Source organism: Nocardia sp. NPDC004582, from assembly GCF_053602115.1.
The window spans coordinates 1-12,168 of the sequence record NZ_JBSGCY010000092.1; the positions used below are offsets into that span (position 1 = coordinate 1).

Here is a 12,168-nt window from a genome sequence, read left to right on the forward strand (position 1 = left end):
GGTCGCCGGCATCGGCGGCAAGGGCATTCGCGTCGACGTGGTCGACACGGATCAGTAGATGACGGAGCTCGTGGCGGCGCGCGGGCGGATCCGGATCGGCGGGCCGGACAGGGCGGCGGCGCAGGCCGCGCACCACCGGGTTCCGGCTCCCCCGCACCCGCCGCAGGCGCGCGGCAGGATCAGATCCAGCAGTTCCCCCATGCCCCTCAGTGTGCGCCTAGCCGGGCAGCACCGGAACCGCGTTGGCCCCCAGACCCGGAACTTCGCGCCAGTAGTCCTCGCGCCCTTCGGGATTGCGGGTCAGTTCCAGCACCGCGCGCGAGTCGGCCACGTACTCCTGATCCGGCGAGGTGCTCACCACCCGCACCGGCGGGGTGAGATTCTGGGAGGACTGGGCCCGGTACTCGGAACCGTCCACCAGCACCCCGGCCACCGGGTCCACCGTGCCGTCGCGGGCCACGATGACCCGCTCGTCGGTGAGCCAGTCGATGGACACCGCGGGCGTGGACAGTCCGATGGCCAGCGGCAGCGGCGAGGACAGCGCGAACTTCCCGTTCGGCTGCGGCACCACCACGGCCACGTACACCTTGCCGTTGGCGATGATCGCCGCCCGCGTCCCGGTCGGGGAGATGCGCAGTTCGGTGATGGGGGTGCGCGGCGAGGTCGAGTTGACCGCGGCCGCGACCAGGTCGGAGATGTCGACGTCCTGCACCGAGACATTGCCGGTGCCGCGATCGTGCACGGCCCGGATCACCCGGTCCCCGTCCACCGCCGACCAGGCCGAACTGCCGTCGGCGGGCCAGGTGGGCCGGGTGAAGGTGCCGCCGGTGGCGACCGGGAAGCCCTGCCCGTCATAGGTTCCGATGATCAGGGTGCGCTCGGGTTCGGGGTCCGGGCGGCCGGAGCGGGCGACCGCGGCGACCAGCGTCCCGTCCGGCGACAGGCCCACCGACTGCAGGGCGTGGGTGCTGCCGAAGAAGCCGGGGGCGGGGGTGATGCCGCTGCCGTTGACCGCCACCAGCGACCCGTCGCGGACCGCGTGCAGACCGGTCCGGTTGCGGGCGATCACATCCGGGCTGCGGGCCTCCACGTCGGCGCGCTGCCAGCCCGCGGAGTACTTCTCGACCAGCGGTTTGCCGTCGGCGTTGATCAGGTACGGCCCCAGCACGTCGGCCCCGGACAGGGTGAGCACCACCTGGGTGGCCAGCAGGTCCCGACCGGCCGGGTCGAGCGCGTTCGCGCCGGAGAAGTCGACGGCCAGTCCACCGCCGCCGACCCCGACATTGTCGGGATCGCCATTGGCCTTGGTGACCGGACCGCGCAGGGCCACGGGCGCGCCCATCGGATTGCGCACGGCCGGGGCCAGCGCCGACTGCGGTCCCTCACCGAGCAGGCTGAGCAGCCGCTGCGCCAGCTGGTCCTTGCGGGCGGAGATCCAGCGCAGGTCCGGCACCATCGCGGCCCCGGCCAGATTCGGGAAGAACAGCGAATACCGGTGATAGAACTTGGCGAACGCGGCCTGCTCGACGATGACGCCCGAGGGCAGGTCCTTGATCCGCCACTCGCCGTCGATCTTCTCCAGATCGATCTTGGTCTCCAGCGTGCCGTCGGCCGCCCGGTAGGAGCCGTCGGCGGCCAGCTCGCCGATCTTGCGCGCCCGGATCACATAGGTGGCCGAGTCACCGGTGCGGGACTCGCGCAGCGTGTTCGGCTGGGAGTCCACGATGGTGATCCCGGCCGCGTCGTCCCACTGCACATTGGCCGCGGGCGAGAGGAATTGGCGCGCCAGCTGATGCCGGTTGGCCGGGTCCGCCGTGGCCTGCAGATAGTCCAGCAGCAGCTGTTCGGGTTCGCGCCCGGCGACCGGCGGGTTGAGCGCGGTGCTGGTGGGCTGGTGGTCCAGACTGCCCAGCGCCTGCGGCGCCGACGAATCCGGCAGGCTCGCGCAGGAGCTCACCGCGATCAGGCAGCCGAAGACCGCCAGGGCCCGGAACAGGCCCCTCGCCGGCCGCCTCATGATTGGCCGTCACCCGGCTCGGCCGGTACGGAGCCCCCGGAAGCGTCACGGCCGGAAGCGGTTCCGTTGTCGGCCTCGGGAGGCGTTCCGGCGGTTCCGTTGTCGGCGGGCTCGGGCTCGAAGCCTTCGCGGGCGGCCAGATCGGCAGCGTCGGCCAGATCCGCGGCGGTCACCTCGCCGTGGTCGGCGGTGTCGTCGGGCACCCCGGTGGCGGCCGGGAATTCCGGGGCGATGGCCTCGAATCCCGGTTCGCCGGCGCCGGATTCGGCTGCCGCGGATTCCACCGCGTCGCCGTCGAGGCCGTCGGTGCCCGGTTCGATCGCGGTGGGCACGGATTCGAGCGCGGCCAGGCCGAGCAGGCCCGCCGGGACCGAATCGGGTCCCGCGGCGGCTTCGCCGGGTACGGTACCCGAGATCGCCGGGGCGGCACCCGAGCCCGCCGCGGCGGTGTCCGAACCCGCCGGAGCGGTGTCCGATCCCGTTGGGGCCTCGTAGCCCGCGATATCGAGAGCCAGCTGTTCGGGAGAGACCGCGCCGCGAATCTTGGGCGGTTCCAGCGTGAGTGGGCTGATGCCCAGTTTGCGGCCGCGGACCAGCGGCAGGGTGAGCCGGAAGCTCGCGCCCACACCGATCTCGCCCCACGCCTCGAGCTTGCCCTCGTGCAGGTTGGCGTCCTCGACGCTGATGGACAGGCCCAGGCCGGTGCCGCCGGAGCGGCGCATGCGGGAGGGGTCCGAGCGCCAGAAGCGGTTGAACACCAGCTTCTCCTCGCCCGGACGCAGGCCCACGCCCTGGTCGCGCACCACGATGGCGACGGCATTGGCGTCCACGTCGCCGCGCATGCGCATGAGGACCGGTTTGCCCTCGCTGTGGTCGATGGCATTGGCCAGCAGGTTGCGCAGCACCCGCTCGACGCGGCGCGGATCCACCTCGGCGACAAGGGGTTCCTCGGGCATGTCGACCACGAGCTCCACCCCGGATTCGCGAGCCAGGTGCCGCACGGTGGAGACCGCGGCCCGCGCGCACATGCGCACGTCCAGCGATTCCACCTGCAGTTCGGCCACACCCGCGTCGTGGCGGCTGATCTCGAGCAGGTCGTTGAGCAGGCCCTCGAACCGGTCGAGTTCGTTGACCAGCAGTTCGGCCGAGCGCGCCAGCGCCGGGTCCAGGTCGTCGCTGGATCCGTGGATGAGGTCGGCCGCCATGCGCACCGTGGTCAACGGCGTGCGCAGTTCGTGGCTGACGTCGGAGGTGAAGCGGCGCTGCAGATTTCCGAACTCCTCGAGTTGGGTGATCTGGTTGGACAGGCTCTCGGCCATCTCGTTGAACGACATGGCCAGCCTGGCCATATCGTCCTCACCGCGCACCAGCATGCGTTCCTTGAGGCGCCCGTCGGCGAACCGGCTGGCGATGCGGGCCGCGGATCGGATGGGCAGCACCACCTGCCGGGTCACCAGCGCCGTGATGGCGGCCAGCAGGACCAACAGCACGATGCCGCCGATGAGCATGGTGCCGCGCATGAGCGACAGGCTGCGTTGCTCATTGGTGAGCGGGAAGATCAGATAGATCTCCAGCGAGTCGATATCGGCGGAGGGGCTGCCGATGATCAGCGCCGAACCCTTGTATCCGTCCGGGCTGGAGACCGTGGAGAACTGGTAGGAGACCTGCCGCTGCTTCACGAATTGCCGCAGCTCGGTGGGGATCTCCTGGATGGAGCCGGAGGTGATCTCCTGTCCGCTGTCTCCCGTCATCGCCAGGGCGGCCTCGTAACTGCCTGCGGCGCCGCCGGTCTGGGTCCCGCCGGCGCTGGAGAACAGCGCGCGGCGGGCATCGTCGAGTCGACTCTGCTGGGTGCCCGAGTCGTGCACACCGGTCAGTTGATTCTGAACGGTGTTGCGGGCGCGACCCATTTCCTCGACGGCCGCGTTGATCTTCGCGTCCAGCAGCCGGTCGGTGATCTGACTCGTGAGCACGACGCCCAGAATCGTGATGACGATCAGCGACAGGGTGAGGGTGGACACGACGACCCGCAACTGCAGCGAACGCCGCCACACATGGCCCAGTTGCTCGCCCAGATTGCGGAACCAGGCCATCACTACCGCCAGCCACCGCTGTACGCGGTTTCTGGAGCCATCGATCACGGCGGTCCGGCCTTGTAGCCCACACCTCGCACGGTCAACACGATCTCAGGGTTCTCCGGATCCTTCTCCACCTTGGCGCGCAACCGCTGCACGTGCACGTTGACCAGGCGGGTGTCGGCGGCGTGCCGGTATCCCCAGACCTGTTCCAGCAGCACCTCACGGGTGAACACCTGGCGCGGCTTGCGGGCCAGCGCCACCAGCAGATCGAACTCCAGGGGAGTCAGCGAGATCTGCGCGCCGCCGCGAGTCACCTTGTGCGCGGGCACATCGATGACGATGTCGGCGATCGACAGCAGTTCCTGCGGCTCCTCCTCGGTGCGACGCAAGCGCGCCCGCACCCGGGCCACGAGTTCCTTCGGTTTGAACGGCTTGACGATGTAGTCGTCGGCGCCGCTTTCCAAACCCAGGACGACGTCGACCGTGTCGGTCTTCGCCGTCAGCATCACGATGGGCACACCCGAGTCGGCTCGCAACACCCGGCATACGTCGATGCCGTTCATGCCGGGCAGCATGAGATCCAGCAACACGAGGTCCGGGCGCAGCTCCCGGACCGCGGTCAGCGCCTGCGTGCCGTCTCCGACGACGTGGGGGTCGAAACCCTCACCGCGCAAGACGATCGTGAGCATCTCCGCGAGAGCCATATCGTCGTCGACGACCAGAATCTTCGGCTTCATAACGTCTAGTTTGTCACCTCTCCGGCTCTGATTCGGCCGCCACGCCAACACTCGTGACCTGTCGGCGCACATCCAACCCTATCCAGCAACAATTTCCGCGAGGCGCGCGGCGAGTGTTGCCGGATCGTCTCCGGTTCGATGCACCCACCACGGTCCACGCCAGCTGATTTCGGCCAGCTCACGGTAGACCCTACCGGTGCGGCGCTGCAGTCCACCGTCTTTCTCGTACGCGTCCAGCGCCCGGGCGGTGTCGGCCTCGCCGCGCAGGCGGGCGCGCTCCTCGGCCACGTCGACCGGAACATCCAGGAGAATCTGGACATCCGGGGTGGGCAGCCCGAATCGGTCGAACTCCAATGTGGCGATCCAGTCCACGATTTCACCGCGCGCGTCCTGTTCCATCCGCGCGGCGGAATAGGCGGCGTTGGAGGCGACGTAGCGGTCCAGTAGCACGATGTCGTTGTCCGCCAGCAATTTCGAGAGCTCGTCGCGCGCGTCGGCGCGGTCGAGGGCGAACAGCAGCGCCATGGCGTTCACGGACTGGGCGGCATCCCCGTGGCCGCCGCGCAGCGCCTCCGCCGCCAGATCGGCGTGCACGGAAACGCCGTAGCGCGGGAAGGCCAGCGTCGCGACCCGCAGCCCGCGGGCGCGCAGGTCGGCGACGACAGCCTCGGTGAGCGTGCGTTTGCCCGCGCCGTCGAGCCCTTCCACCGGAACCAGTGCACCCATGCGGCGAGACTACCCAACCCGCGCCGCCGGATAACGGCAGGTTCCCGTTTGTCCGGGAAGCCCGATCCGCGAGCGCCGGAACAATATGAGCGAATCCGAAACGCTCACGATTCAACCCTTGTAGGTTCGAGCCACCACTCCCCCTGCAAGGAGCGCACCCCCTGATGAAGACACGCCTCACCTTGGTCGCCGTCGCCATCTCCACCGCCACCCTCGCCCTGGGCGGCACCGCGACAGCGGCCCCTCTCACCCTCGACCCCGCCACCCCGGACGCGGCGATCCAGGTCGCCGACTCCGGCTCGGCCTCCTCCCTCTCCTCCTCCGGCGGCTCGAGCAACGTCCTCGGCACCGGTTCCAGCGCGAGCCAACTACTCGGCCTCGCCTTCTGCACCATCACCGGCGGCACCTGGGTGCCGGGCTTCGACGTCTGCGTCCGCTGACCCGGTTCCGATCCCGTGCCGCCGCACCGAAAGATGCGGCGGCACAGTCATTTTCACCGCACAGCACCCGGCCCGTGCCCCCAGAATTCACGGCACAGTTCTGAAACAAGTTCCTTTTAGAATTTGCCAACGCTGAACCACCGAGGAGTTCCCGATGAAATCCGCCCCGACTCACCGCCTCGCGACCATCGTCGCCGCGACGCTCACCGCCGCCGGCCTCGCCTCCGGCGCCGCAGGCGCGGCCGGCGCCGACACGATCACCCTCGAACCGGCGACGCCCACCGTGGACACCGCCGCGGACGCCATCGCGGGCACCTGCGACACCGGCTCCAGCGCCCCGCTCGCCGCCCTCCAGAACGGCAGCGGCGGCAACCTGGCCGCCTTCCTCTGGCCCCTGCAGAACGGCCTCAACTGCCTGACCGGCAGCGGCGGCACCCCGGTCGCGGCCCTGATCGACCTCTCCGCCAGCAACGGCTCGGTGATGCCGGTGGCCGCGACCACCGGTTCGGACTCGAGCGGGTCCTCTGCCCTCGGTCTCAAATCGCTCATGTGCCAACTCACGGGCCAGGGCAGGTACTGGCGCACGGACCTGGGATGCACCGACATCCCCCCGTTCGTGAGCTAGTCCACCGGTCGACAAGATTCGGCGGGCCGCCCGGGCGACCTGCCGACCCCCCTCACCGAGGAGCACTCCCGATGAAATCCGTCCTGACACAGCGCGTCTCGGCAGTCCTGGCCACCGCTCTCGCCACCGCCGCCCTCGCCACCGGCACCGCCACCGCCGATTCGGGATCGTCCGGCACCGGCTCGTCCAGCTCGGGCTCCTCCGACCTGCTCGGCCCGTGGATCTGCGGCGGCAGTTGGGATCCGGTGCGGCATGGCTGCTTCCCCAAGGTGGGAGACACCAACTAGTCCGCGTGGCAAAGAGATTCGGCCGGTCACCCCGTGGGTGACCGGCCGAATTCGTTCAGCTGCTACCAGCGGTTTCCGCTCAGTAGCGGTAGTGCTCCGGCTTGTACGGGCCCTCCACGTCCACGCCGATGTACTCGGCCTGGTCCTTGGTGAGCTTGGTCAGGGTGCCGCCGAGGGCCTCGACGTGGATCTTGGCGACCTTCTCGTCGAGGTGCTTGGGGAGGCGGTAGACCTCGTTGTCGTACTCCTCCGGCTTGGTCCACAGTTCGATCTGCGCGATGACCTGGTTGGAGAAGGAGTTCGACATGACGAACGAGGGGTGGCCGGTGGCGTTGCCCAGGTTGAGCAGGCGGCCCTCGGACAGCACGATGATCGAGCGGCCGGTCTCGGGGAACGTCCACAGGTCGACCTGCGGCTTGATGTTCAGGCGGGTCGCGCCGGAGCGCTCCAGGGCGGCCATGTCGATCTCGTTGTCGAAGTGGCCGATATTGCCCAGGATGGCCTGGCCCTTCATCGCCTTCATGTGATCGAGGGTGATGATGTCCTTGTTGCCGGTCGAGGTGATCACGATGTCGGCGTCGGCGATGGCCTGCTCGACGGTGACCACGTCGAAGCCGTCCATCAGCGCCTGCAGCGCGTTGATCGGGTCGATCTCGGTGACCTGCACGCGCGCGCCCTGGCCGGCCATCGACTCCGCGCAGCCCTTGCCGACGTCGCCGTAACCGCAGATCAGCACCTTCTTGCCGCCGATGAGCACATCGGTGCCGCGGTTGATGCCGTCGATCAGCGAGTGGCGGGTGCCGTACTTGTTGTCGAACTTCGACTTGGTGACCGAGTCGTTGACGTTGATGGCCGGGAACACCAGCTCGCCCGCGGCGGCGAACTGGTACAGCCGCAGCACGCCGGTGGTGGTCTCCTCGGTGACGCCCTTGACCGACTCGGCGATCGCGCCCCACTTGCCGCCGTCGGCCTCGAGGCTCGCGCGCAGCAGGTTCAGGAAGACCTTGTACTCCTCGGAGTGGGTCTCGTCCTCGGGCGGCACGACGCCGGCCTTCTCGAACTGGGCGCCGCGCAGCACCAGCATGGTGGCGTCACCGCCGTCGTCGAGGATCATGTTGGCCGGCTCGCCCGGCCAGGTGAGCATCTGCTCGGCGGCCCACCAGTACTCCTCCAGGGTCTCGCCCTTCCAGGCGAAGACCGGGGTGCCCTTGGGCTCGTCGACGGTGCCGTGCGGGCCGACCACGACCGCGGCGGCCGCGTGGTCCTGGGTGGAGAAGATGTTGCACGACGCCCACCGCACCTGCGCGCCGAGCGCGACCAGGGTCTCGATCAGCACGGCGGTCTGCACGGTCATGTGCAGGGAGCCGGAGATGCGCGCGCCCTGCAGCGGCTGCACGTCGTGGTACTCGCGACGCAGCGCCATCAGGCCCGGCATCTCGTGCTCGGCAAGGCGAATCTCCTTGCGGCCGAACTCGGCCAGTGACAGATCCGCCACCTTGAAATCGATCCCGTTGCGAACATCAGGGGTCATCGTGCTGGACACTGAGGTCGTCATCTGCCTCTCCTGGTCGGCTGCTTCTCCCAAACCCTACGCGGCCGCCGGTACGTCGTACGCGGCGAGGATGCGCTCGCGCTTGCGGGGTTGGATATTGGCCCGGCTGACGTCCCCCGAGTAGTGCGCGAGCAGGCGCGGGTCCATCACGATGCGCCACACCGGCGGGAACAGGGCCAGCAAGATCATGGTGGCATAGCCCGCGGGCAGTTGCGGGGCTTCCCCGGAACTGCGCAGGGTCTGGTAGCGGCGGCCGGGATTGGCGTGGTGATCGCTGTGCCGCTGCAGGTGGAACATGAAGATATTGGTGACCAGGCGGTCGCTGTTCCAGCTGTCGCTGGGGGCGCAGCGGGCCCAGTTGCCGTTGGGGCGACGGCGGCGCAGCAGCCCGTAATGCTCGACGTAGTTGACGGTTTCGAGCAGGCCCGCGCCGATCACGGCCTGCAGCACCAGGTACGGCAGGATGCTCGGGCCGTAGATCGCCATGAGCCCGCCGAACAGCACGACGGTCATGCTCCACGCCTGCAGGATGTGGTTGTGGACACTGAACCAGCGATGTCCCTTGCGCGCCAGCCGCTCGCCCTCGAGTTTGATTGCCGAACGGAAGCCGCCGATCACGCTGCGGGGCAGGAACTCCCACAGCGATTCGCCCATGCGGGCGCTGGCCGGGTCGTCGGGGGTCGCGACGCGGGCGTGGTGGCCCCGGTTGTGCTCGACGAAGAAGTGTCCGTAGGCCGACTGCGCCAGCGCCATTTTCGACAGCCAGCGTTCCAGGCTCTCGACCCGGTGGCCGAGTTCGTGCGCGGCGTTGATGCCGATGCCGGAGACGAGCCCCAGGGTGGTTGCCAGCCCGATCTTGTCGACCACCGACAGGTCGGTGCCCGCCCACATACAGGCGGCGATGGTCAGGCCGATCACCTGGATGGGCAGGAACAGGTAGGTGCACCATCGGTAGAACCGGTCGTTGCTGAGCAGTTCATAGTCCTCGTCTCGCGGATTGGTGCCGTCTTCCCCGACGACCCAGTCCAGCACCGGAATCACGATCAGGATGATGATCGGTCCGATCCACCAGAACACCGTCAGCTTGGTGTGCAACACCAGCTGGGAGGGCAGCAACGCCGACATGGGGGCGATGAGCCCCAGCACCCACAGGTGGCGTTTGGGATCCGGCGAACCCAACCGTTTGCCGAACATTCGCACGTTTTCTCCGCTACTCAACTTCGTCAGAACTTCGCAGCTACATATCTTGAAACCTAGCCGCTGTTACAGCACGTGCGCGGAACGAAAGGTGGCCACCGTTACATCATGAGCAGTCGGTTCCGCGGCAACCGGCCCTGTGGTGCCCGCCACTCCCCCGTACGCGCAACTCAGCGGCGAACCGCGCTCGGCGGACGATCCCCCCGCACTCAGCGCAACCAGACATAGCGAACCTGCGGCCGTCCGGTCCGGCCGTAGTCGGTTCGCCGTTCCACCAGGCCGTCTTCGGCCATGCGTTCCAGGTATCGCCACGCCGTCACCCGCGAGACCCCGACCGCGCGGCCCGCTTCGCCCGCGGACAGGCCCGCCGGCGCGCCGCGCACCGCGCGCGACACCTCGTCCATCGTCTGCGGCGCGATGCCTTTCGGGGACGTGGGCCGCTGCTCGGGTGTGCGCAGCACGCCGAAGGCGCGGTCGATGTCGTGCTGCGACACCGCGGTCTCGCCCGCGGGCAGCGCGGCCCGGTAGTCGCGATAGCGTTCCAGCTTCTCCCGGAAGGCCGCGAAGGTGAACGGCTTCAACAGATACAGCACGACGCCGTGCGCGACGGCGGCGCGCACCATGGCCAGATCCCGGGCGGAGGTGACCGCGATGACGTCCGGACGCGGGCGCAGCGCCGCCAGCGCCGCGGCCACCGCGAGCCCGCTCATGTCCGGCAAACCGATATCCATCAGCACCAGATCGATGGGGACGCCGGAAGATTGTGACCTTTTCGCGATCGAGAGGGCCTCGCGCCCGGTGTGCGCCACCGCCACCACGGTGAAACCGTCCACCCGGTCCAGGTAAGAGCGGTGTGCCGCAGCGATTTTCGGCTCGTCCTCGACGATCAGCACCCGGACCGGCGCCTCCCGGTCGCTTCTCATCGCGGAAACCTCACGATCACAGCGGATTCCGGCTCGCGCCGGGCCCGCAACTCACCGGCGTGCCGGGCCACCAGCCGTTTCACCAGCGCCAGGCCGAGACCGTGGTGGTCGGTCTTGGTGGAGTAGCCGCGCTCGGTGGCGCGGGTGAACAGTTCCTCGGACATGCCCGGCCCGCTGTCGGCCACCCGGATGTACAGCTCGGCGTCGTCGCGGCGCACGGTCACCTCCAGCCAGGCGTCCTCGTCGTGGCCCACTTCGTCGAGGGCGTTGTCGATGAGATTGCCCAGCAGCGTGACCATCTCGTGCGGGGTGAGCGGCTCGGTGGTGTCGAGCAGGGTGTCGCCGGTGACGGTCAGCTCGACACCGTATTCGGCGGCCTGCTCCACCTTGCCCAGCAGTAGCGCCACCACCGCGGGCTCGGCGACCGCCCCGGCGAGGCGGTCGATGAGGGCCTGCGACAGTTCGAGTTCCGCGGTCGCGAAGCTCACCGCCTCCCGGTGCCGGCCCAGCTCGACCATGGTGACCACGGTGTGCAGCCGGTTGGCGGCCTCGTGCGCCTGGGCGCGCAGCGATTCGGCGAAACCCCGCACCGAATCCAATTCGCCGAGCACGTCCCGCAATTCGGTGTGATCGCGCAGCGTGACCACGGTGCCGATGCGGCGGCCGTCGTGCTCGACCACGTCCTGGTTCACCACCAGCACCCGTTCGGGGGTCACGTGCATCTCGTCGCGCACCACGCCGGTTCCCAAGCGCTGCAACGACACCGGCAGGTCCGCGCGCGTGATCGGCCCGTCGGGCAGGTCGAGCAGCAGCCGGGCCTGATCGTTGACCACCTCGGCGTCGGCGTCGGACTTGCCGAACACCAGCAGCCCCTCGTGGATGGAGTGCAGCACCGCGTCGTGGTGCTCGTACATCATCCGCAGTTCGGCCGTGCCGAGCCCGAGGGTCTGCCGTAACAGTCTGCGCCGCAGCAATAGTGAGCTGATCGTGGCGAGTGCCAGCCCGCCCGCGGCCACCATCAGGATGAGCGGCAGCTGAGCGCGCACCTGCTCGCCGATATGCGTGCGGGTGACGCCCGCCGACACCAGCGCGACGATGCGGCCGTCGCGGTCGCGGACCGGGGTGACCGCGCGGATGGAGGGGCCGAGGGTGCCGGTGAACGTCTCGGTGAAGGTCTCCCCCGCGAGCGCCCGATCGATATTGCCGCTGAACGGTTTTCCGATCCGGTCGATCTCGGTGTGGGTGTAGCGGGTGCGGTCGGGCGCCATCACCACGATGAAGTCCATGCCGGTGGCCTTGCGGATGGCCTCGGTCACCGGTTGCAGCGCGGCGGTCGGGTCCGGGCCGCGCACCCCGGCCAGCGTGGACGGCGACTGCGCGACGGCGATCGCGGTGTCGACCACCTCGGCGCGGGTGGCGTCGTCCTGCACCCGGCGGGTCTGCAGGAAGGTGAGCAGTGCCGCGGCGGCGATCACCGCCGCGAGCACCAGCACCTGGACCACGAACACCTGTCCGGCCAGGGTGCGGCGGGGTCTTCGGCCTGTCACTGTTCCTCCGGGTGCTTCATGAACATAATTTACGTAAGA

General features: G+C 69.0%; 11 protein-coding genes and 1 pseudogene. 3 read left to right on the forward strand and 9 right to left on the reverse strand.

What is annotated here, in order from left to right; genetic code table 11:
• Positions 1 to 51 precede the first annotated feature (51 nt).
• The 5 genes and pseudogenes from ACWELJ_RS23125 to ACWELJ_RS23145 all read right to left on the reverse strand — a co-directional run bounded on the left by ACWELJ_RS23125 (position 52) and on the right by ACWELJ_RS23145 (position 5,558).
• Entirely contained in the window at positions 52 to 201 is a 150-nt protein-coding gene (locus tag ACWELJ_RS23125; RefSeq protein ID WP_452368217.1) for a hypothetical protein, read from the reverse strand.
• Positions 202 to 217: 16 nt separating this feature from the next.
• A complete protein-coding gene (gene lpqB, locus ACWELJ_RS23130) occupies positions 218 to 2,017 on the reverse strand; it encodes an MtrAB system accessory lipoprotein LpqB (RefSeq protein WP_452368218.1) in 1,800 nt (599 codons plus the stop codon).
• A 434-nt stretch (positions 2,018 to 2,451) separates the two neighbouring features.
• A pseudogene (mtrB, locus tag ACWELJ_RS23135) lies at positions 2,452 to 4,110 on the reverse strand (MtrAB system histidine kinase MtrB); the annotation flags it as partial.
• Positions 4,111 to 4,154: 44 nt separating this feature from the next.
• Positions 4,155 to 4,832 (reverse strand): MtrAB system response regulator MtrA, encoded by a 678-nt coding sequence (gene mtrA / locus ACWELJ_RS23140; RefSeq protein WP_033090495.1) that lies wholly within the window; start codon positions 4,830 to 4,832, stop codon positions 4,155 to 4,157.
• A 78-nt stretch (positions 4,833 to 4,910) separates the two neighbouring features.
• The gene (locus ACWELJ_RS23145) at positions 4,911 to 5,558 is read right to left on the reverse strand and encodes a dTMP kinase (protein ID WP_452368219.1); all 648 of its coding nucleotides are present in this window, start codon (positions 5,556 to 5,558) and stop codon (positions 4,911 to 4,913) included.
• A 164-nt stretch (positions 5,559 to 5,722) separates the two neighbouring features.
• On the opposite strand from ACWELJ_RS23145, the gene ACWELJ_RS23150 reads away from it, so the two are divergent.
• The 3 genes from ACWELJ_RS23150 to ACWELJ_RS23160 all read left to right on the forward strand — a co-directional run bounded on the left by ACWELJ_RS23150 (position 5,723) and on the right by ACWELJ_RS23160 (position 6,910).
• Positions 5,723 to 5,998, forward strand: coding sequence for a hypothetical protein (locus ACWELJ_RS23150; RefSeq protein WP_452368220.1), 276 nt, complete (start codon positions 5,723 to 5,725; stop codon positions 5,996 to 5,998).
• 154 nt (positions 5,999 to 6,152) lie between these two features.
• Positions 6,153 to 6,623 carry a hypothetical protein gene (locus ACWELJ_RS23155; RefSeq protein ID WP_452368221.1) on the forward strand — a complete coding sequence of 157 codons (471 nt, stop codon included), beginning with the start codon at positions 6,153 to 6,155 and terminating at the stop codon, positions 6,621 to 6,623.
• A 71-nt stretch (positions 6,624 to 6,694) separates the two neighbouring features.
• Positions 6,695 to 6,910: a hypothetical protein gene (locus ACWELJ_RS23160; protein WP_452368222.1), complete on the forward strand. Its 216-nt coding sequence runs from the start codon at positions 6,695 to 6,697 to the stop codon at positions 6,908 to 6,910.
• Positions 6,911 to 6,989: 79 nt separating this feature from the next.
• On the opposite strand, the gene ahcY is transcribed toward ACWELJ_RS23160, so the two are convergent.
• From ahcY to ACWELJ_RS23180, 4 genes are all read right to left on the reverse strand, one after another.
• Positions 6,990 to 8,465, reverse strand: coding sequence for an adenosylhomocysteinase (gene ahcY / locus ACWELJ_RS23165; RefSeq protein WP_452368223.1), 1,476 nt, complete (start codon positions 8,463 to 8,465; stop codon positions 6,990 to 6,992).
• A gap of 33 nt (positions 8,466 to 8,498) precedes the next feature.
• Positions 8,499 to 9,656 (reverse strand): alkane 1-monooxygenase, encoded by a 1,158-nt coding sequence (locus ACWELJ_RS23170; RefSeq protein WP_452368224.1) that lies wholly within the window; start codon positions 9,654 to 9,656, stop codon positions 8,499 to 8,501.
• Between the two features lie 212 nt (positions 9,657 to 9,868).
• Positions 9,869 to 10,582: a response regulator gene (locus tag ACWELJ_RS23175; protein ID WP_452368225.1), complete on the reverse strand. Its 714-nt coding sequence runs from the start codon at positions 10,580 to 10,582 to the stop codon at positions 9,869 to 9,871.
• Positions 10,579 to 12,129, reverse strand: a complete 1,551-nt coding sequence (locus ACWELJ_RS23180; RefSeq protein WP_452368226.1) for a sensor histidine kinase — start codon at positions 12,127 to 12,129, stop codon at positions 10,579 to 10,581. Before ACWELJ_RS23180 ends, ACWELJ_RS23175 begins: the two co-directional genes overlap by 4 nt.
• Between the last annotated feature and the right edge of the window lie 39 nt (positions 12,130 to 12,168).